The 20,279-nt window shown below is 69.4% G+C and carries 20 protein-coding genes; 2 read left to right on the top strand and 18 right to left on the bottom strand.

Annotated elements, in window-relative coordinates; translation table 11 throughout:
* Window positions 1–68: 68 nt before the first annotated feature.
* From FHW85_RS08360 to FHW85_RS08320, 9 genes are all read right to left on the bottom strand, one after another.
* Window positions 69–1,250, bottom strand: a complete 1,182-nt coding sequence (locus tag FHW85_RS08360) for a methyl-accepting chemotaxis protein (RefSeq protein ID WP_168647944.1) — start codon at window positions 1,248–1,250, stop codon at window positions 69–71.
* 13 nt (window positions 1,251–1,263) lie between these two features.
* Window positions 1,264–2,364, bottom strand: coding sequence for a chemotaxis response regulator protein-glutamate methylesterase (locus tag FHW85_RS08355; protein ID WP_167256736.1), 1,101 nt, complete (start codon window positions 2,362–2,364; stop codon window positions 1,264–1,266).
* 172 nt (window positions 2,365–2,536) lie between these two features.
* Entirely contained in the window at window positions 2,537–3,175 is a 639-nt protein-coding gene (gene cheD / locus FHW85_RS08350) for a chemoreceptor glutamine deamidase CheD (RefSeq protein ID WP_167256735.1), read from the bottom strand.
* Window positions 3,172–4,047 carry a protein-glutamate O-methyltransferase gene (locus FHW85_RS08345; protein WP_167256734.1) on the bottom strand — a complete coding sequence of 292 codons (876 nt, stop codon included), beginning with the start codon at window positions 4,045–4,047 and terminating at the stop codon, window positions 3,172–3,174. The genes cheD and FHW85_RS08345 overlap by 4 nt, the downstream gene beginning before the upstream one ends.
* A gap of 249 nt (window positions 4,048–4,296) precedes the next feature.
* Window positions 4,297–6,012 carry a methyl-accepting chemotaxis protein gene (locus FHW85_RS08340; protein ID WP_168647943.1) on the bottom strand — a complete coding sequence of 572 codons (1,716 nt, stop codon included), beginning with the start codon at window positions 6,010–6,012 and terminating at the stop codon, window positions 4,297–4,299.
* A 9-nt stretch (window positions 6,013–6,021) separates the two neighbouring features.
* The gene (locus tag FHW85_RS08335) at window positions 6,022–6,534 is read right to left on the bottom strand and encodes a chemotaxis protein CheW (protein ID WP_168647942.1); all 513 of its coding nucleotides are present in this window, start codon (window positions 6,532–6,534) and stop codon (window positions 6,022–6,024) included.
* 588 nt (window positions 6,535–7,122) lie between these two features.
* A complete protein-coding gene (locus tag FHW85_RS08330; RefSeq protein WP_168647941.1) occupies window positions 7,123–9,105 on the bottom strand; it encodes a chemotaxis protein CheA in 1,983 nt (660 codons plus the stop codon).
* 10 nt (window positions 9,106–9,115) lie between these two features.
* The gene (locus FHW85_RS08325) at window positions 9,116–9,478 is read right to left on the bottom strand and encodes a response regulator (protein WP_167256730.1); all 363 of its coding nucleotides are present in this window, start codon (window positions 9,476–9,478) and stop codon (window positions 9,116–9,118) included.
* An 11-nt stretch (window positions 9,479–9,489) separates the two neighbouring features.
* Window positions 9,490–9,798 carry an STAS domain-containing protein gene (locus tag FHW85_RS08320; RefSeq protein ID WP_168647940.1) on the bottom strand — a complete coding sequence of 103 codons (309 nt, stop codon included), beginning with the start codon at window positions 9,796–9,798 and terminating at the stop codon, window positions 9,490–9,492.
* Window positions 9,799–10,037: 239 nt separating this feature from the next.
* Between FHW85_RS08320 and FHW85_RS08315 the strand changes: the two genes are divergently transcribed.
* Entirely contained in the window at window positions 10,038–11,177 is a 1,140-nt protein-coding gene (locus FHW85_RS08315; RefSeq protein ID WP_167256728.1) for a flagellar hook-length control protein FliK, read from the top strand.
* Complete coding sequence (locus FHW85_RS08310) at window positions 11,174–11,434, top strand: flagellar biosynthesis protein (protein ID WP_168647939.1); 261 nt, start codon at window positions 11,174–11,176, stop codon at window positions 11,432–11,434. The genes FHW85_RS08315 and FHW85_RS08310 overlap by 4 nt, the downstream gene beginning before the upstream one ends.
* 222 nt (window positions 11,435–11,656) lie before the next feature.
* On the opposite strand, the gene FHW85_RS08305 is transcribed toward FHW85_RS08310, so the two are convergent.
* From FHW85_RS08305 to flhF, 9 genes are read right to left on the bottom strand one after another with little or no spacing between them, the layout of a single operon-like run.
* The gene (locus FHW85_RS08305; RefSeq protein WP_168647938.1) at window positions 11,657–12,130 is read right to left on the bottom strand and encodes a chemotaxis protein CheW; all 474 of its coding nucleotides are present in this window, start codon (window positions 12,128–12,130) and stop codon (window positions 11,657–11,659) included.
* A gap of 36 nt (window positions 12,131–12,166) precedes the next feature.
* Complete coding sequence (gene motD / locus FHW85_RS08300; RefSeq protein WP_168647937.1) at window positions 12,167–13,207, bottom strand: flagellar motor protein MotD; 1,041 nt, start codon at window positions 13,205–13,207, stop codon at window positions 12,167–12,169.
* A complete protein-coding gene (locus FHW85_RS08295) occupies window positions 13,204–13,944 on the bottom strand; it encodes a flagellar motor protein (RefSeq protein WP_168647936.1) in 741 nt (246 codons plus the stop codon). The genes motD and FHW85_RS08295 overlap by 4 nt, the downstream gene beginning before the upstream one ends.
* Before the next feature lies 1 nt (window position 13,945).
* Window positions 13,946–15,898 carry a chemotaxis protein CheA gene (locus FHW85_RS08290; RefSeq protein ID WP_168647935.1) on the bottom strand — a complete coding sequence of 651 codons (1,953 nt, stop codon included), beginning with the start codon at window positions 15,896–15,898 and terminating at the stop codon, window positions 13,946–13,948.
* A 13-nt stretch (window positions 15,899–15,911) separates the two neighbouring features.
* A complete protein-coding gene (locus FHW85_RS08285; protein WP_168647934.1) occupies window positions 15,912–16,544 on the bottom strand; it encodes a protein phosphatase CheZ in 633 nt (210 codons plus the stop codon).
* On the bottom strand, window positions 16,541–16,948 hold the full coding sequence (gene cheY, locus FHW85_RS08280; RefSeq protein WP_167256719.1) for a chemotaxis response regulator CheY: 408 nt from the start codon (window positions 16,946–16,948) through the stop codon (window positions 16,541–16,543). Before cheY ends, FHW85_RS08285 begins: the two co-directional genes overlap by 4 nt.
* 48 nt (window positions 16,949–16,996) lie before the next feature.
* The gene (locus tag FHW85_RS08275) at window positions 16,997–17,794 is read right to left on the bottom strand and encodes an RNA polymerase sigma factor FliA (protein WP_167256718.1); all 798 of its coding nucleotides are present in this window, start codon (window positions 17,792–17,794) and stop codon (window positions 16,997–16,999) included.
* Window positions 17,791–18,753, bottom strand: coding sequence for a MinD/ParA family protein (locus tag FHW85_RS08270; RefSeq protein ID WP_243868124.1), 963 nt, complete (start codon window positions 18,751–18,753; stop codon window positions 17,791–17,793). Before FHW85_RS08270 ends, FHW85_RS08275 begins: the two co-directional genes overlap by 4 nt.
* On the bottom strand, window positions 18,750–20,099 hold the full coding sequence (gene flhF / locus FHW85_RS08265; protein WP_168647933.1) for a flagellar biosynthesis protein FlhF: 1,350 nt from the start codon (window positions 20,097–20,099) through the stop codon (window positions 18,750–18,752). Before flhF ends, FHW85_RS08270 begins: the two co-directional genes overlap by 4 nt.
* Window positions 20,100–20,279: the final 180 nt, after the last annotated feature.

Raw genomic sequence — 20,279 nt, 5'->3', positions numbered from 1 at the left:
AGCCCGAACGTCACGGGTATCCGCAACCCGCATGTTCCCCGTTCCCTATTCCCCGTTCCCCGCTCCACTCAAAATAGCTCGATCTCGCCGGCGTCCATCGAATTCTGCAGGGCCGGGCCGCGCGAACGCAGGCGGGCCTTCTCGCGCTGCATGGCAAGGCGGGCGCGCACGCGCTGCGCGTGCGCGGCCAGCGCGCTGGCCTCCACGTCGGCGCAGGCCAGCTCCTCGATGTCGCGGGTGCATTCGGCGGTCACATCCTGCAGCTCCACCAGGCGCGTGCGGGTCTGGTTGATCAGCTGGCTGAGGATGTCCTCGAACTGCAGCGAGCGGATGGTGGTGGACACGTCGCTGCCCAGGCCGCGGTTGATCTCCACCACCTGGTCGGCGACCTGGCTGGTACGCGCGTCGCTCTCGGTCACATGCGCCAGCATCGCGTCGATGCCACCCTTGGTCGACAACGCCATGTTCAGGTCCTGCGAGGCCATCGCGCCGACCAGCCCGCGCAGCTGCTCCATCGCGGTGCGCGCGCGCTCCACGTGGCTGCCGATCTGCTCGTTGAACTGGTTGGAATTACTGGCCAGATTGCGGATCTCGCCGGCCACCACCGCGAAGCCGCGGCCGGCCTCGCCCGCGCGTGCCGCCTCGATCGAGGCGTTCAGCGCCAGCAGGTTGGTTTCCTCGGCGATGGTGTTCACGTTCTTCAGCAGGCCGAACACCGCGTCCATTTCCTTGGCCATGCCGTCGATGCGGTAGACGATGCGCAGGCTGTCGCGCGACAGCTGCACGATCAGGCCGACGAAATGCTCCAGCAGGTCGCTGGTGCGCGCGGCGAAGTCCTGCACCGACACGCCGTCCTTCTGCCCGTCGATGATCTGCTTGAGCAGCGACTGCTGCTGGCCGGTCTTGTGCGACAGGCCGTCGAAGCCGCCGCCCAGCTCGGATACCGCGTCGCGCAGCAGGTCCAGCGCCTGGTGCAGTTCGCGGGTGGCGTGGCCGAGTTCCTCGACCAGGGCCTCGCGCACGTCTTCCAGCGCTTCGCGCACGGGTGCGTTGTCGGGCTGCGGCGCGGCGATCGTCACCACGCGCGCCGGCGTGCGGCGCTGCTCGACGATCCAGGCCGCGGCGGTGGCGAGGATCGCCAGCGGCGCCAGCCAGGCGGGCTGCCACAGCAGGCACAGCAGCAGCGCCGCGGCGCTGACGCTAAGGCCCAGCGGCAGGCGGGGAAAGGACGGGGCGGGAATGGCAGACATGACAGCGTCCAGGTCAGCGGGTGGCGGCGCGCAGCGCGTTCGCCACAGGTTGGCGCGCCAGTTCCAGCAGGCGCGCGGCGATATGTTCCAGCGGTTGCATCTCGGCCGCCGCGCCCAGCTTCCAGGCGGCGCCGGGCATGCCCCACACCACCGAGCTGGCTTCGTCCTGCACCACGGTGGCGGCGCCGGCTTCCTTCAGTTCCAGCAGGCCGCGCGCGCCGTCGTCGCCCATGCCGGTGAGCAGGGCGGCGATGGTGGTGCGGCCGACGGTGGCGGCCATCGAGCGGAACAGCACGTCCACGCTCGGCTTGTGGCGGTTCACCGGCGGGCCGTCGTGCAGGCGGCAGACGTGGCGCGCGCCGTCCCACATCACCAGCAGGTGCTGGCTGCCCGGCGCGATGTACGCATGGCCGGGCTGGATCGGCTGGCCATCGCGCGCTTCGCACACGCGCATCGCCGAGCAGTTGTCCATGCGCGTGGCGAACGGGCCGCTGAAGGCGGCCGGGATGTGCTGGGTGATCACGATCGGCGGCGCGTCCGGCGGCATCGATTCCAGCACCACGCGGATCGCCTCCGTGCCGCCAGTGGAGGCGCCGATGGCGATGATCGGGCTGCCGCCGCGGCTGTCCGCCGTCTGCGCGCGCGGCAGCACCGCATCGGCGGAAAGCCGCGGCGCCACTTCCAGCTTGCGCACCGCGGTGCGCACGCGCGGGCGCGCCAGCGCGGCCAGCTTCACCTTGGCGCAGATGTCCTGCGCACCCTCGGCGAAGGTGCTGGCCAGGTCGCTGCTGGGCTTGGTGAAGAAATCCACCGCGCCCAGTTCCAGCGCGCGCAGGGTCACTTCCGCGCCCTGCTGGGTCAGCGAGGACACCATCACCACCGGCATCGGCCGCAGGCGCATCAGGTTCTCGAGAAACGTGAGGCCGTCCATGCGCGGCATTTCCACGTCCAGCGTGAGCACGTCCGGCTCCAGCTGCTTGATCTTTTCGCGCGCGATGAAGGGATCGGCCGCGGTGCCCACCACTTCGATCATCGGATCGCAGGAGAGCATGGTCGTCAGCAGCTTCCGCACCAGGGCGGAATCGTCGATCACCAGGACTCGGACTCGGGACATGCAGGCTTCTCTTCAGTGATGCGAGGGTGGAAGGTCGTCGTGCTGAGGGATGAGCAGTGAGGGCGCCACGCCGGCTCGCGCGGCAGCCCCCTGTTCCTGGCCGTCTCCGGCTTGCATCTGCTGCCGCGCGGGCGCCGGTCGCACGCCCTCACTGCTCGTCCCTGCGAACCGGTCAGAACAATTCCACCTCTCCCTTTATCGGATCGTTGGCCAAACGCTTGAGGTACTTCCGCTCGCCGTCCACCAGCACGCTGGCGTGGTGGCCGCGCAGCTGGCGCACGCGGGCCTTGCCGCTGCACGGGAAGAACTGCACCTGGCGCGGGTAGACGTCGCCCACGTCCTCGGCCACCAGCTCCAGCCGCTCGGCGGCCAGGTAGCGGCGCACGAAGGCGATATTGCGTTCGCCGATGTCGGTCATCTGGGTCAGCACGCGGCCGCCGCCGAAGATCTTCACCTCCAGGTCTTCGCGCCGGCCGCCGGCCTTGAGGATGGCGTTGATCAGCTGCTCCATGGCGTCGTTGCCGTAGCGCGCGGCGCGGCCCACGGTGGACGACCAGGCGTCGCGCTCGCCCATCGGCTCGGGCAGCATGAAATGGTTCATGCCGCCGATGCCGCGGCGGCGGTCGCGGATGCAGGCCGACACGCAGGAGCCGAGCACGGTGGCGATCAGTTCCTCCTGCCGGCTGACGTAGTACTCGCCGGGCAGCACCTTGGCGGTCATGCTGGCCTGGGCCGGGTCCCAGTAGCGGCGCACGTGCTCGAAGCCGGGCAGCACTTCGCCGGTGGGCGCGGGGCGCGTCTGGGCGTTCATGCGGGCTTCTTCCGGTAGACGGTGCGGCCGACCAGGGCGAAGTCGTCGTTCAGGCCATGCATGGATTCGGAGTGGCCCAGGAACAGATAGCCCTCGGCCACCAGCTTGCCGGCGTAGCGCCGGAACAGGCGCTCCTTGGTCGGCTTGTCGAAATAGATCACCACGTTGCGGCAGAAGATCGCATCGAACACGCCGCTCATCGGCCATTCGTGCAGCAGGTTCAAAGGCTGGATCGCCACCAGCTCGCGCAGGCGCGGATGCACGCAGGCCAGGCCCGCATAGCTGCCTTCGCCGCGCAGGAACCAGCGCCGGCGCCGCTCGGCGCTGACGCCGCCGAGCTTGTCCAGCGCGTAGACGCCTTCGCGCGCGCCGGCCAGCGCCTGCGGCGAAAGGTCGGTGGCGAGGATCTTCGCGTCCACGCTGGAACCGTGCTTCTCCAGCGCCTCGGCCAGCACCATCGCCAGCGCGTAGGGTTCCTCGCCGGTGGAGCAGCCGGCCGACCAGATGCGCAGGCGTTCGCCGCTGCGGCGCTTCTCGGCCAGCCACTGCGGCAGCAGGGTCTGCTCCAGCAGGTCGTAGTGGTGCGACTCGCGGAAGAACGAGGTGACATTGGTGCTGATCGCGCTGGCCAGGTCGCCCATCTCGGCATCCGGATCGCGGCGCAGCAGCTCGCAGTATTCGCCGAACTCCTTCAGGCCCAGCGCGCGCAGGCGGCGCAGCAGGCGGCCCTGCACCAGCTGGCGTTTCTGCTCGCTGAGCGCGATGCCGCAGTGCGTGAGCACGAATTCGCGCAGGAAATCGAAATCGCGGTTGCCGAGCAACGGGCCGCCCACGCCTGGCGCAGCGGCTTCCTGGGAAAGGTTCGCGGCCATGTTTCAGCCCCCCTTCCCGCCGTTGGAAACACTCCCCCTGCGAACACTCACGACACACCTCTTATCGTTGTCTTGCTGCTGACTTCCCTTACTTCCCCAGTCCCCAAACTGGAATCCTTCTCCCGCCGGGAGAAGGTGGCGGCAGCCGGATGAGGGTTCGGGCGGAGCGGTGTACATCATCCTTGCGCTCCGCCCGTACCCTCACCCCAACCCCTCTCCCGATGGGAGAGGGGCTTTACAGCCGCCTCCTCAGAACTCTTTCCACACCCCAGCGTCAGCCGTCTCCACCGCGCGCTGCGCACGCACCGGCGCGGAACTGCGCACCGCCGCGAACACCGCCTCCGCTTCCGCGCTGGCCGTGGCTGCCGCCTTGCGCGCCGGAGCCGCCACCGCCGCTTCGTCGCCCAGGCGGAAGAAGCCCACCTGGCGCGACAGCTCGCCGGCCTGTTCCTGCATGGCCCGCGCGGCCGCCGCGGCTTCTTCCACCAGCGCGGCGTTCTGCTGGGTCATCTCGTCCATCTGGGTCACGGCGTTGTTGACCTGGTCGATGCCGGCCGACTGTTCCTGGCTGGCCGCGGCGATCTCCGCCACGATGTCGGTCACCTTCTTCACGCTGTCCACGATCTCGGCCAGCGCCTTGCCCGACTGGTCCACCAGCGCGGTGCCGGTACGCACCTTCTCTGCGCTGTCGGCGATCAGGCCCTTGATCTCCTTCGCCGCACCCGCGCTGCGCTGTGCCAGGTTGCGCACTTCGGTGGCCACCACCGCGAAGCCGCGGCCCTGTTCGCCGGCGCGCGCCGCTTCCACCGCGGCATTGAGCGCCAGCAGGTTGGTCTGGAAGGCGATCTCGTCGATCAGGCTGACGATGTCGGAAATCTTGCGGCTGGAGTCGTTGATCTCACGCATCGCGCCGACCGCCTGGGTCACCACTTCGCCGCCGCGCTCGGCCTGCTCGCGGGCGCCGCGGGCCAGCTGGTTGGCGTGGCTGGCGTTCTCGGCGTTCTGCTTCACGGTCGAGGTCATTTCCTCCATCGAAGAAGCCGTTTCCTCCAGGCTCGACGCCTGCTCCTGCGTGCGCTGGCTCAGGTCGTCGTTGCCGCGGGCGATCTGCTGCGCGGCGGTGCTGACCGCGCCGGAACCGTGGCGCACTTCGCCGACGATGGCGGCGAGGCGCTGGTCCATGCTGCGGAAGGCGTTGAGCAGCTGGCCGAGCTCATCGTTGCGGCCGGCCTCGATGTCGTGGCCGAGCTTGCCTTCGGCGATCTCGTTGGCGATGCGCACGGCGCGGTTCAGCGTGCCGATGATCGAGCGGATCAGCATCACCGCGGCGACGATGGCGATCAGCAGGCCGGCGATCAGCGCGATCAGGCTGGCCGCGCGGATCCAGCCGAAGCGGGCGAGCTGGGCGTCGTAGATGTGCTTGGCTTCGATGCGCTGCGCTTCGGTCAGCTTGGCCAGCGCATCCTGGCGCTCCATCAGGAGCGGGCGCACCTGCATCTCGAGCACGTCCGACGCGGCCGGGTCCTTCTGGTTCAGCGCGTCGAGCATGTCCTTCTTGGCCTGGGCGTAATCCTCGTCGGTGGAACGCCACTTCTTGTACAGCTCATCCAGCTCCGGCGAGCGCGACATGGCGGCGTACTGCTTCTTCAGCAGGGCCATCTCGTCCTGGTACTTCTGGAACTCGCCGAGCTTCTGCTTGAGCGCGTCGGGCTTGTCCAGCAGGTTGCTGGACTCGCCCAGCACGATGAAGGACATCAGCGAACGCGTGTTGATGCGGCTGACGATTTCCGACGGCACCATCTCGTCGTCGTACATCTGGCGCATGCCCTCGTTCTGCAGGTGCATGGCGCCGAGGCCGACGGCGGCGCCGCCGATCAGCATGAGACCGAGCAGGCCGAGCACGCCGCGCAGGCGGTTGCGGACGGTCATGGCGGGAAGCTTGAACTTGATTGCGGGGATCTTCATCGGAATTCCTTAGGCCACGGCCTTCTCGTCGATAGCCGCGGGCAAGGCGGCCTCCAGCATCTGCGCGTCCTGCGGTTGCAGCAGTTTGTCCACGTCCAGCAGCAGCACCATGCGCTCTGCCACGGAGGTGAGTCCCTTGAGGTATTCGGTATCCACGGAGGTGCCCATGTCCGGCACCGGGCGCACCGCGCCGGCGTTGACGTCGAGCACGTCCGACACGCTGTCGACCACCACGCCGAACAGGCGGCCGGCGACGGTGACGATCACGGTGACGGTGGTCTGGGTGTATGCCTCGCTCGGCAGGCCGAAGCGCAGGCGCAGGTCCAGCACGGGCACGATGGCGCCGCGCAGGTTGAGCACGCCCAGCACGTAGTGCGGGGCCTGCGGGATGCGGGTGACCGGGGTCCAGCCGCGGATTTCGCGGACGGCCAGGATGTCCAGGCCGTATTCCTCGGGGCCGAGGCCGACGGTGAGGTATTGGGTGGGGGCCGCTTCGGCGGCGCCGGGCGATGGCTGGCTCATGGGGGTCTCGTTTGCGCGGGTGACCGCGCCTGTATTGCCGTTATCGGCAGGTGAACGGTTGGCTTGAGAGTTTTCCTGGGGGATTTGCTGGGGGATTGGGTGCCCGTCCTACTCGTCATCCCGGCGTAGGCCGGACGAGCGCGTAGCGCGAAGAACGCCCGTAGGGCGGCCCCGAAGGGGTGAGCGAAGCGAATCATCCAGTAGCGACTAGGTGGGGTTGTCGCGACTTGGCCGCTTATGCAGCGGGCATTCCGGACGCCTGCCGGCGCCCGGGTCACTTTCTCTTTGCTGGCTCAAAGAGAAAGTAACCAAAGAGAAATAGCCTCAAGTCAAAGGCTCGCGACGCGACTAGAAGGAGCAGTGAGCGGCTGCGGTAGCCTGATTAACCTGGGTCTACACGAAACGACGGTGCGTTTACGTAGCGGGTGCTTCAACGTGCCGTGGCGAAGAGGATGTTCAAGAACCGAGGCCAGCTTTTGTTCTTCGTTCCTGCCTGCCTCACGACACCACCCCTCTCCCCTCCGGGGAGAGGGCAGGGTAAGGGGCCGGGCGGAGCGTACCGTGCGGCGTACCTCATTCTTTTGCTCGTCAGGCCGCGCGGCGGCGGGACAGTTGGCGTGACAAGCCGGCCACGTCGACGATCAGGGCGACGGAACCGTCCGCCAGGATCGTTGCGCCGGAGATGCCGGAGACGCGGCGGTAGTTGGCTTCCAGCGACTTCACCACCGCTTGCTGCTGGCCGATCAGTTCGTCGACGAACAGGCCGAGGCGGGAGCCGTCGCCTTCGACGACGACGACCAGGCCTTGTTCGATCGGGCGGCGGGTGCCGTGGCAGGCGAAGGCATCCTGCAGGCGCAGGACGGGGAGCCAGCCGTCGCGGAAGTGGAACAGTTCGCCGCCGCCGGTGACGGTGCGCAGATGTTCGCTGCGCAGTTGTACGGTTTCGATGATCGAGGCCAGCGGCACGATGTAGTGCTCGCCGCCGACCAGGGCGGTGAGGCCGTCGATGATGGCCAGGGTCAGCGGCAAGGTGATGGTGAACACCGAACCCTTTCCGGCCACGCTGCGGATCTGGATGCTGCCGCCCAGATCCACCACGTTGCGGCGGACCACGTCCATGCCGACGCCGCGGCCGGACAGGTCGGTGGTGACGGCGGCGGTGGAGAAGCCGGGCTGGAAGATCAGGTCGGCGACGGCTTCGTCGGTCAGGCCCTCGGCGCTGGCGATAAGGCCGCGCTGCAAGGCCTTGGCGATGATGGCTTCGCGATTGAGGCCGGCGCCGTCGTCGCTGATTTCCACCACGATCGAGCCGTTGCGGTGGGAGGCTTCCAGGCGCAGCGTGCCGGTGTCGCCCTTGCCGGCGGCGCGGCGGCGGTCGGGGGTTTCCAGGCCGTGGTCGATGGCGTTGCGCACCAGATGCACCAGCGGGTCGCCGATCTTCTCCAGCACGGTCTTGTCCAGCTCGGTCTGTTCGCCGACCAGGTCCAGCTTCACCTGCTTGCCGAGTTTCTGGCTCAGGTCGCGGACCATGCGCGGAAAGCGGTTGAACACCGAGCCGATCGGCAGCATGCGGATGCCCATCACGCTTTCCTGCAGCGTGCGCGTGTGGCGCGCCAGCTGGGCCAGTCCCTGCTGCAGCATCTCCAGGCGCGAGGCGTCGAAGTCCTCGCGGAAGGTGTCGAGCATGGACTGGGTAATCACCAGCTCGCCCACCAGGTTGATCAGGCTGTCGATCTTGTCGATCCCCACGCGCACCGAGGATTCGGTGGCGGCGGCTTCGCGCACGGCGGCCTTGGGTGCCGCGGCCGCGGGAGCGGGTACGGCAGCCGCTGCTTCGGCGACGACCGGCGCGTGATGCACCTGCGCACCGGGCAGCGCTTCGATAGTGAGATCGCATTCGTCCTCGACCCAGTCGAACACGCTTTGCACCGCGGCGCGGGTCACGTCGCCGCGCAGTTCCAGGCGCCAGCCGAGGTGGCATTCGGACGGATCGAGCGCGGCCAGGCCGGGCAACCGGTCCAGCTCGGCCTCGGCTTTCAGTTCGCCCAGCTCGCCGAGTTCGCGTAGCAGGCGCAGCGCGTCGTTGCCGCCGGCCAGCATGCCCCGGTGCGGGCGGAACGCGATCGACCAGCCGGTGGCGGCGTCGTCGCTGCGCCGCGCCGGCGCGGCGGCCGGTGCGAGCGTGCGGCCGACCATCGCGGCCAGTTCATGCCGCAGCGCCTCGCTGTCGGCGTCGGCCAGCGGCTGGCCGGACTGCGCGCGGGCGAACATGCCGCGCAGGCAGTCCACCGAGCGCAGCAACACCTCCACGATGCCGGCGTCGACCGCGCGGCGGCCGTCGCGCAGCTCGTCGAGCAGCGATTCGGCTTCGTGGGTGAAGGCCGCCATGTCCGGGAAACCGAACGTGGCGGCGCCGCCCTTGATCGAATGGGCCGCACGGAAGATGCCGTGGACCAGTTCCTTGTCGCCGCCGCCGTCCAGCGCAAGCAGCGCCGTCTCCATGGCGTCGAGGCCTTCGTGGCTCTCGTCGAAGAAGGTCTGATGAAACTGCGCCAGGCTCACCGTGCTCATAAGAATGCCCTTAGCCGAGCACGCGCTTGACCGTGGCCAGCAGCTGCTCCGGATCGAACGGCTTGACCAGCCAGCCGGTGGCGCCGGCCGCCTTGCCTTCCATCTTCTTGTCCGTGTGCGACTCGGTGGTCAGCATCAGGATCGGCACGCCCTTGTACTCGGGCATGGTGCGCAGCTCGCGCACCATGCTGATGCCGTCCATCACCGGCATGTTCACGTCGGCCAGCACCAGGTCGAAACGCGCGCCCTTGGCGGCGTCCACCGCCAGCTGGCCGTTCTCCGCCTCGCTCACATCGTGGCCCGCGCCGCGCAGGGTGAAGGCGACCATGCCGCGCATGGAAGCCGAATCGTCTACCGCCAGGATCTTTGCCATCGTCTACCTCGTCAGGCCGGCATCGCTGCCGGCAGTTCCAATGTCTGTGCCAGGCCCAGCCGGGCCGCCCCGTCGCGCAGCACGTCGCTGGCGCCCGCCCACCGCACCGCCATGCCGCGCGCCGCCGCCTCGCGGCGGAATACCGCCAGCAACTGCAGCGCAGCCGTGTCCACGCGTTCCACCGCGGCGCCGTCCAGCTCCGCGGCGGGTGCGGACAGGGCCGCTTCCAGCGCGGCCTTCACCGCCGCCAGGTCCGCGATGCGGCAGTCCGCCGGCAGCGCCACGCGCCCGTCCGCCTTGTCCGTCTTCGCCTTGCCCATGTCCCGCCGTCCTGCCTGTGTGATGGCTTACAGGGCGGTTATCGGCGGGGACGCGGGCGTCTTTAGGCCGGGTGCGCGGCTTTTTTTCCGTGGCCGGCACGGAATGTGCTCCCACTTTCCGGATGGCCTGGCGCGGCGTCGGAAAATCGCCGCTCAAGTTCCTGCGCGTCCGGCCGAAGACATGCGTGTAGCGATGGCAAAGGCGTCAAACCGGTGACGCTCATAGCCCAGGAGCCGAAGTGATCATCCAGCCAACCAGCCTTGCCGCATTGACCTGGGCCGGCGCCGCTTCCGGCGCCAGCGCGGACAGCTGGCGCGTCGGCGCCGTGCTGGCCGCGCGCACCCTGGGCTACAGCGAACAGGCCAAGCTGGTGCTGCAGATCGGTTCGCTCACGGTCGAGGCCGAACCGCCGGGCACTCAATTGCCCTCGCAGTTCCAGGTGCGCGTGCTGAGCCTGGGCGCGGAACCGAAGCTGGAAATTCTCGGCGGCCCGCCGCTGGACCAGGCCGTGAGCCGCGCCCTGCGCGAACGCCTGCCGCAGCAGAACGGCTACGCACCGCTGCTGGCCACGCTGGGCGCGCTGGCCCAGCGTCCGCTGCTGCGCCAGCTGCCGCCGCCGCTGCGCGCGGCGCTGGCCTTGCTGGAACACAGCATCCGCACGCCGGTGGAGATCGCGCATGCCGCCGGCCTGAAAGAAGCGGTGAAGCGCAGCGGCCTGTTCCTGGAATCCCAGCTCGCCCATCCGCAGACCGACCTGGGCGAACTGGGCGAGGACGATTGGAAAGCCGCCCTGCTCCGCCTGGCCGCCACGCTGGATCGCGGCAGCCCGCCGCAACCGAACAGCGACCACGCCGAAACCGCTCCGCCGCTGGCGCAGCGCGGCCTGGTGGCGCAGCCGCGCGCGCCGATGCCCGAATCCGCCCAGCCCGGCGAAGTCGACAGCCTGCTGGTGCGCCTGCACGGCGAAGTGCATGCCGCGCTGGCGCGGCTGGAAGTGGCGCAGCTGGAGACCCAGGCCAGCGGCGCGTGGATGATCGAGATTCCGCTGCAGGGTGAAGGCGGTCAGGACATCCTGCAGTTGCAGATGACGCCGCATGAGGACGATCCGGAGCAGCCCACCTCGTGGGTGCTGGGCTTCGCCATCGACCTGCCGCGGCTGGGGCCGGTGCAGGGCGAGCTGCAGTTGCGCGGCCTGCGTCTTTCGGTGCGGCTGTGGGCGCAGCGGGCCGAGACGACGATACGTCTGGAGCGGCTGTTCGGCGATCTCAGCCATCAGCTCACGGCCAATGGCCTGCTGCTGGATCAGCTCACCTGCCAGACCGGCATGCCGCAGCCGCCGGGTTCGCGCAGCGCGGTGCTGCTGAAGGCGACCGCATGACGCAGGCCTTGCCTCCGCCGAGCCGCAAGGTGACTTTGCGCGTGGCCGCGGGTGGGGCTGCGTCGCCTGCGTTGCCGCCGGAGGCGTTGGAGCAGTTGTTGGCGCGGGCGCGGGGGTTGGGGATTGCGTTGCATCATGATGCGCAGGTGGGGGCGTTGCTTGCTGCGCTTAAGTTGCGCGCCGATATTCCGGTGGAGTTGTATGCGGCTGCCGCGGCTGTCTTGAGCAGCGTTTATCGCGCGTCTGAGGAGGGGTGAGGCTGCGCCTCGCTTTGCTCGTCATCCCGGCGTAGGCCGGGATCCAGTGGCGACTAGGTGTGGTTGTCGCGACTTGGCCGCTTATGCAGCGGGCATTCCGGGCGCCGGCAGGCGTCCGGAATGCCCGCTGCATAAGCGGCCAGTTAGCGGCCAGCGACAACCGAGCGATACCGCTACTGGATCCCGGCCTACGCCGGGATGACGAGTAGGAAGCGCCTCAGATCAGGCGACAGCCTCCAACCCCTCCGGCAAGCGGCAAAGCCGCCTCACATCCAACAACGCAACAAACCCACCCGCGCAAGGCGCCACCCCCTCCACCGGATCGTCCTCACGAACCACCCTCCCCGGCGGCGCCGCCACCACCTCTCCACTCACATCGAGCAGATCGCCAACGGCATCCACACGCAACCCGACAAGGTGCCCCTGGTGCGACAACACCACAATCCGCCTCCGCGCACTCTCGCCAGCATCAACCGGCAAGCCCAGCCGCCGGCACCCATCCAGCACCGGCACAATGCGCCCGCGCAACTGGCGAATGCCAAGCAGATCCGCCGCCGCCCCCGGCACCGGCGTGATATCCCCATCGCGCACCACCTCGCTCACCTGCGTCAGCGGCGCCGCATACGGCTGCCCGGCCAGATGAAAGATCAGCCAGCCGCGTTCGGCGGGCGGCGCGGAAGCGCGGTCCTCGTTCATGCGTAACTCTCTCGATAAGTCATGGCGGCGCGCAGCTCAGCCGTTCTCGGCGGGCGCAATCTGCACCGTGCGCAACTTCGCGGCCACCGGCAGACTGCCGGTCGGCACCGCGGGCACGGCGACCGCGGGCATCGCTTCCGGCAACACGGCATGTTCCGCCGGTGGCGCAACAACGTGCATGACCGGCGCCGGCGCATCCGGCGCGCTCGCCGGCGCGGCCTGCGCCACCGCCGGCTCCGCGCGATCGGCATCGCTGTAGAAGCGCGCCGGACCCTGCTGGTCGCCCAGCACCACCACCAGCACGCGGCGGTTGCGGTTGCGGCCTTCTTCGTTCGCATTGTCCGCGGCGGGGCGGTACTGCCCCCAGCCCATGATGCCGATGCGGTTCGGATCCACGCCATTGTCGGCGAACAGCCGCGCCACGCTCGCCGCACGCGCGGCGGACAGCTCCCAGTTCGACGGAAAGACCGAGGTATTGATCGGCTTGTCGTCGGTATAGCCTTCCACCCGCAGCGGATTGGGGAACGGCGACAGAATGCCGGCCACGCTGCGCAGCGTGGTGTCCGCCTCGGGCGACAGCCGCGCCACGCCGCTGGGGAACAGGATGTCGGTGCGGATCTCGATCTCCAGCCAGCTCTGCGTGCGGCGCACCACCACCAGGCTCCGGTCGATCAGCGGCTGCAGCGCGTGCTGCACTTCGTCCTGGATCTTCTGCAGGTTTTCCTGCGCATTCTCGCGCGTGGTCAGCGCGCCCTGGGTCATCTGCGGCGGCAGCGACTGGCTCGGCAGCGCCACGGCCAGGCGCGGGCGCAGCGACGGCGGCGTGGTGCTGGTCGAGCGCTTGGCCGGCACCGGCGCGGGCGCGGTCGCGCTGTTGGTCTGTACCGGCTGGATCTGCTTGTTGTTGCCGTTGAAGGCTTCGATGATCGACTCGGACATCACGCGGTACTTGCCCTCGTTCACCACCGACACCGCGTACATCACCACGAAGAACGCGAGCAGCAGCGTCATCAGGTCGGCGTAGGGGATCGCCCAGGCCTCGTGATTGACGTGGTCCTCGTGCTTCTTCTTCCTCATGTGAGGTAGCCCTGCAGGCGGCTTTCGATCTGGCGCGGGTTGTCGCCGCGGGCGATCGAGACCAGGCCTTCGATGATGATCTCGCGCATCTTGCCCTGCTTGTGGATCATGCCCTTCAGGCGCGAGGACATCGGCAGCATCAGCAGGTTGGCCAGCGCCACGCCGTAGATGGTGGCGACGAAAGCCGCGGCGATGCCGTGGCCCAGCTTGCTGGGGTCGGCCAGGTTCTGCATCACGGCCATCAGGCCCATCACGGCGCCGATGATGCCCATGGTCGGCGAGTAGATGCCGGCCTGCTCGAACACTTTCGCGCCGGCCAGGTCCTCGTGCTCGCGCGTGTCCTGCTCCACTTCCAGCACGCCGCGGATCGCTTCCGGCTCGCTGCCGTCGACCAGCAGCTGCAGGCCCTTGCGCACGAACGGATCCTGCTCGGACTCGATCTGCGGCTCCAGGCCGAGCAGGCCCTGGCGGCGCGAGATCTCGCTCCAGCCGATCACGCGGCTGATCAGATCGTTGGGCACGTGCCTGGGCGGCTTGTAGATCATCGGCAGCATGCCCATCGCATGCTTGAGCACCTTGCCCTGGGTCTGCACCAGCAGGGCGGCGATGGTACCGGCGAAGACGATCACGAAGGCCGCGGGGTTCCACAGCGCTTCCACGCTGGAACCCTTGAGGATGGTGCCGAGGATCACGACCACGAAGGCCAGGATCGTGCCGATGATGCTAACCAGATCCATGTCAGACCACCGCTTCTAAGGTTGGGGATAGCCGCGGCGCCAGCTGCCACGGACCGCCTTCGCCGGCCAGGCCCGCCAGGTCCAGCACCAGGGCCAGACGCCCGTCGCCGGTGATGGTCGCGCCGGCCACGCCGGCGGTGCCGGCGAACAGCGGGCCCAGCGGCTTGACCATCACGTCCTCGCGGCCGAGCACGTCGTGCACCAGGCAGCCCAGGCGCTGGTGGCCGATATGCAGCACCACCACGTGGCGGCCCGCCGTCGGCGCGGCCGCCGACCATGCGGCCAGGTCGCCCAGCGGCAGCGCGCGGTCGCGGTGCGCGGCGATCAGGCTGCCGTCGAGCAGGCGGTCCTGCCCGGCGGAGAGTTCGAATACTTCGTCCACGTTGCTCAGCGGCATCGCGAACAGGCGCGCGCCGACGCGCACCATCAGCACGCGCACGATCGCCAGCGTCAGCGGCACGGTCAGCTCAAGCTCGCTGCCCTGCCCCAGCTTCGAGCGCACCTGCAAGGTGCCGCCCAGTTCCGCCACGCGCGTCTTGACCACGTCCATGCCGACGCCGCGGCCGGAGATGTCGGACACCTGCGCGGCGGTGCTGAAGCCTGGGCGGAAAATCAATTCCAGGCATTCGGTCTCGGACAGGCGCGCGGCCTGCGCCGCGTCGATCACGCCCTTCTCCACCGCCTTGCGGCGCAGGATGTCCGGATCCATGCCGCGGCCGTCGTCGGCCACCACGATCACGATGCGCTCGCCGCGCTGGCTGGCCGCGAGGCGCACGCGGCCCTTGCGCGGCTTGCCGGCGCTTTCGCGCACGTCCGGCGTTTCCAGGCCGTGGTCGACCGCGTTGCGCAGCAGGTGAATCAGCGGATCGGCCAGCGCCTCGACCAGGCTGCGGTCCAGGTCGGTGTCCTCGCCTTCCAGCACCAGCTCGATCTCCTTGCCGAGCTGGCGGGCCAGATCGCGCACGATGCGCGGGAAGCGCTGGAACAAGCGGCCCACCGGCTGCATGCGCATGCCGAGCACGGCGCCCTGCAGTTCGTCGGCCACGCGATCGAGTTCGCCGGCCGCGGTGTTGAACGGTTCGTCGCCGCTACTGGCGGCGAGGCTCAGCAATCGATTGCGCACCAGCACCAGTTCGCCGGCGCGGTTGACCAGCGCATCGAGGCGGCCGGTGTCCACGCGCACGGTGGCTTCCGGCGGCGGCGCGGCCTTTGCCGCGGCTTTGGCCGGCGCGGGCGCTGCGGCAGCCTTCGCCGCGGCGCCGGGTGCGGCGCCCTTGCCATGCAGGCTGTCGAGCAGCGCTTCGAACTCGCTGTCGTCGATGGTGCCGGCCGACGGCTGCACCGGCGCGCCGGGCGCCTTGCCCTTGCCGTGCAGGTTGTCCAGCAGGTTTTCGAACTCGGCGTCGTCGATCGTCTCGGACGCCGGCGGCTGCACCGGTGCACCCGGCGCGCCGCCCATGCCGTAGAGACTGTCGAGCAGCGCCTCGAATTCACTGTCGTCGATGGTGCCGCTCTCCTCCGCCGCCGGCGCGGGGGCCGGCACGGGGGCAGGCGCCGGAGCCGGCGCTCGTGCCGCATGCGGCTGCAGCCGCACCAGCAGCGCCGCGGGCGCCACCGGCATGTCGCCGGACGCGGCGAGCGCGGCCATCATCGCGTTGACCAGGTCCAGCGCTTCCAGCAATGCGTCCATCCGCGCCGCATCGATCAGCACGTGGCCGGCGCGCGCTTCGTTGAGCAGGTCCTCGGCGTGATGGCACAGCTGCACCATCGGGTCGATGCCGAGGAAGCCCGCGCCGCCCTTCACCGTGTGGAAGGCGCGGAACACCGCATTGAGCAGTTCGGCGTCGCGCGGCGCTTCCTCCAGCGCCACCAGCTGTTCGCCCAGGCGCTGCACCAGTTCCCCGGCCTCGACCAGGAAATCGTCGCGCAGCTCGCTGTCGAGTGACGGATCCATCGGAACCCCGCGCTCAGAAACCGAATTCGCTGAGCAGGCGGTCCGCCTCGTCCTGGCTGTTCACCTTGGCCGCGGCCACCGGCGCTTCGCCGCCGGCCAGCGCGCCGGTGAGGCGCACCAGTTCCAGCAGCGAGGATTCCACGCTGCCGATAAAGGTGGACACTTTCTTGATGCGCTGGCCGGACAGGTCCTGCCACGACTGCGCCATCACCATGTCCGACAGCCCTTCGCGGCACTGCCCGGCAAACTGCCGCGCCTGCGTCGCCAGCTCCGCCGCTTCGCCGCCGCCGGCCAGCACGGCATCGGCGCTGCTTTCCAGCGCGCTGGCCTGCGGGCGCATGCGCTCGGCGAAATCGATGCTGCGATGGGCGGCCTTGGCGCTCATCTCCAGCACGTCGTGCAGATGCTGGCGCGCGTCGGCCACGCTGCCGGGCACGCCTTCCTGGGCCAGCTCGCCGCCGAGGCGGCGCACGGCTTCGTGCAGGTCGCGGGCCAAGAGGCCCAGCGCGCGGAACAGGTGCTGCTCGCGCTGGCGCACCATGGTGTCCAGCGCCAGCTCGAAGGCGGCGCCGTCGGGGCTGGCCAGCAGCTCCTGCACTTCCTGCGGCAACGCCGCGCTCATGGGGGTAATCATCACGGCGCTCATGCGCTTGCTCCTTGCGCGGCGAGCCGCTCGAAGATCTTGTCCAGCTTTTCCTTCAGCGTGACCGCGGTGAAGGGCTTGACGATGTAACCGTTCACGCCGGCCTGGGCGGCGGCGATGATCTGGTCGCGGTTGTTCTCGGCGGTGACCATCAGCACCGGCAGGCCTTTCAGCGCGGGCTCGGCGCGGATCGCGCGCAGCAGGTCGATGCCGGTCATGTTCGGCATGTTCCAGTCGGTCACCACCATGTCGAACGACTGCTGCTTGAGCACCGCCATGGCATTGACGCCGTCGTCGGCTTCCTGGATCAGCGCATTGGTGAAGCCCAGCTCCACCAGCAGGTTGCGCACGATGCGCCGCATGGTGGAGAAGTCGTCCACCACGAGGATTTTCATGTTCTTGTCCAACGTCGGCTCCAGGGGTCCTAGTGGGGTTTGAGGGGTCTGGTTCGGAGCTCAGCGCGTCGCCGCGGCCGCGGACTTCGTGCCGCCGCGGCGCCCGCCGCCGGCGCCCTTGGCGTCTTCGGCTTCGCGCCAACCGGTCATCCGTGCACGCAACCGGATCAGCGCCTGCCCATGGATCTGGCACACCCGCGATTCCGTCACGCCGAGCACGGCGCCGATCTCCTTCAAATTCAGTTCCTGCTCGTAGTACAGCGACATCACCAGCTGCTCGCGCTCCGGCAACCCGCCGATCGCCTCCACCAGCGCCCCGCGCATGCCTTCCTGCTCGAAGCGGTCCTGCGGCCCCAGGCCTTCCTGGTCGGCCACGTCGAGCGCGGCGCCGTCCTCGTCGTCCTCCGGCGCGGAGAGGCTGAGCAGGCGCGCGCTGGCCGCGTCGGCCAGGATCTGGTGGTACTCCTGCGCGTCGATGCCCAGCCGCCGGATGACCTCGGCGTCGGTGGCGTCGGCGCCCGTTTCGTTCTCGATCTGGCGCACCACCTCCGAGACTTCGCGCAACTTGCGGTGCACCGAGCGCGGCGTCCAATCGGTCTTGCGCAGCTCGTCCAGCATGGCGCCGCGGATGCGGATGCCCGCATAGGTCTCGAAGCTGGCCATGCGGTCGGTCGCATAGTTCCGCGCCGCTTCCAGCAGGCCGATCATGCCGGCCTGCACCAGGTCGTCCACGTCCACGCTGGGCGGCAGCCGGCCCATCAGGTGATAGGCGATACGGCGCACCAGCGGAGCGTGCCGGCGCACCATCTCCTCCGTGCTTTCGCGTTGCAGTTGCAGATATTCGGAAGCCACGCTCATCTCACACCCCCCTCGCGTACCGGGTCCGGCGCCATGGCGACCTGCCCTCCAAAAAAGGCGATGCGGTCGCGACCCGTGCGCAGGGGTTCTCCCCATGTATCGACCGCACCCGCCATTTGCTTGAATCCCCGTGCGGACCGGCTGGCCGGCCACAGATCCACCACCGCGCCCTGGCGGCGGATGGCCTGGCGCAGGTGTTCGTCGTAAGGAACCGCGCCCATGAAATCCAGCGCCACGTCCAGAAACCGGTCGCACACGCGGGCCAGCTTCTCGTACAGCTGCCGCGCCTCGCCGGCGTGGCGCACCATGTTGGCCACCACGTGGAAGCGCCGCACGCAGAAGTCGCGGCTGAGCACCTTGGTCAGCGCGTAGGCGTCGGTGAGCGAGGCCGGCTCGTCGCAGACCACCAGCACCACGTCGTCGGCCGCCGCGGCGAACATCACCACGTTGTCGGCCACGCCGGCGGCGGTGTCCACGATCAGGAATTCCGGCGGATCGGGCAGTTCGTCGAAAGCGCGGATCACCGCGGCGTGCTCGCGCGTATCCAGCTGGGCCAGGCGGCGCGCGCCGGAGCCGGCCGGGATCACCTTCAGCCCGTGCGGCGCCGGCAGCATCAATTCGCCGAGCGAGCAGCTGCCGTCCAGCAGGTGGCCGATATGCCGCGACGGCTGCAGGCCGAGCAGCACGTCCAGGTTGGCCAGGCCCAGGTCCGCATCCAGCAGCGCCACCTCGCGCCCGGCCATGGCCAGCGACATGCCGAGGTTCACCGCCACGGTGGACTTGCCCACGCCGCCCTTGCCGCCGGCCACGGCGATCGCGCGGCAGCGGCGCGGCGGCGCGGCGGGCAGCGAATGGCCCGCGCCTGCGGAGAGCGGGCGCACGTCATCGTTGCCGGAAGAATGAAAAGCCGAGAACAGATTGCTCAGGCCCCAGGCCTGGTCCATCGCCAGCGTGGTCATCGTGCACCCGCCACGGCCAGGCCGAAGCGCTCGGCCATATAGCCTTCGTCCACCGCCGGCGCATTGCCCTTGAGCACCTGCGCGGCGCGGCAGACCAGCACGCGCGCATCGGCGGTGGCGAGGTCTTCGGGCACGCGCTGGCCGTCGGTGGTGTAGTCCAGCGGCAGCCGGTGGCGGATCAGCGCGGACAGCGCGCCGCCCAGGCTGGGCGCTTCGTCGAGCTTGGTGAGGATGCACGCCTGCGGCTGCTGCGGCAGGAAGGCGCGCACCATGTCGTCGATCGCCTGCGCCTGCGCATTGGCGGCCAGCACCAGGCAGGTGCGCAGTTCGCCGGCGGCGCGCAGCAGTTGCATCTGCTGCTCCAGGCGCGGATCGCTGCCGGCCACGCCGGCGGTGTCGACCAGCACCACGCGGCGGCCGCGCAGCACGTCGAGCACTTCGCGCAGGCTTTCGGCATCGTGCGCGGGAAACACGCGGGTGCCGAGCAGGCGGCCGTAGTGCTCCAGCTGCGCGGCGGCGCCGATGCGGTAGTTGTCGGTGCTGACCAGGGCCACCTGCGAAGCGCCATGGCGCAGCACGGCGCGCGCGGCGAGCTTGGCGATGGTGGTGGTCTTGCCCACGCCGGTCGGTCCGACCAGGGCCACCACGCCGCCGCTGGCGGCGACGTCGTAGCCGGTGACGGCGAGGCTGCGGCTGAGCACGCCCAGCGGCAGATAGCGCGCCTGGTCGGCGCTGAGGCGGTCGGGCAGTTCGTCGGCGAGGCGGCGCGCCACGTCCGGCTCGATGCCGATGCGCGTCATGTCGCGCAGCACGCGGCCGCGCAGCGGATGGCGGCGTTGCAGGTCGTTCCATGCGAGCGAAGCCATCTGAGATTCCAGCAGTTCGCGCAGGCTGCCGAGCTCGGCGCGCATGCGCGCGGTGTCGAGCGCGGCCTGCTCCACCATCGGATGCAGCGGGGCCGGTTCGGCGGGTGCGGCGGCGGGTTCGGGTTTTGCCGCGATGACCGGTGCGGCGGCGACGGGCGCGGCAACCGGCGCTACCGGTGCACGCTGCGCGGGCGCGGCAACGGGAGCCACCGGCGCGGGCGCCGGCGCACGCCGCGGCTTGGGCGGCAGCACCGGCGGTTCCGCCGCGCGCTCGCGCACGATGCGCACTTCGGTCGGCAACGGTTCGCCCGAGCGCGCGGCCTCGCGCACCAGGGATTCGTCGTAGTCGACAGCGGCGATGATCTCCACGCCCTCGTCGAGACGGCGCGTGGAAAGAATGACCGCGTCGGGGCCTTGTTCCTCGCGCACTTCGCGCATGGCCTGGCGCATGTCGGGCGCTACGAAACGCTTTATTTTCATGAAAAGGTTTTCCTTGCGCCCGGGGAATAGGGAATAGGGAATAGGGAATAGGGAATAGGCAAGCCGCGCTGTTTGCCGGCAAGTCGACCATGAGTTTTTCACTACCTGCGGGCGCAACACGCACAAGTCGCGGCAGCCTTGCTTTTCCGATTCTCTATTCCCCATTCCCTATTCCCCCAC

The sequence above is a fragment of the Dyella sp. SG609 genome, assembly GCF_012275375.1.
Lineage (GTDB): Bacteria > Pseudomonadota > Gammaproteobacteria > Xanthomonadales > Rhodanobacteraceae > Dyella_D > Dyella_D marensis.
The sequence above is the reverse complement of the archived record's forward strand: the minus strand, read 5'-3'. Positions and strand labels throughout refer to the sequence as shown.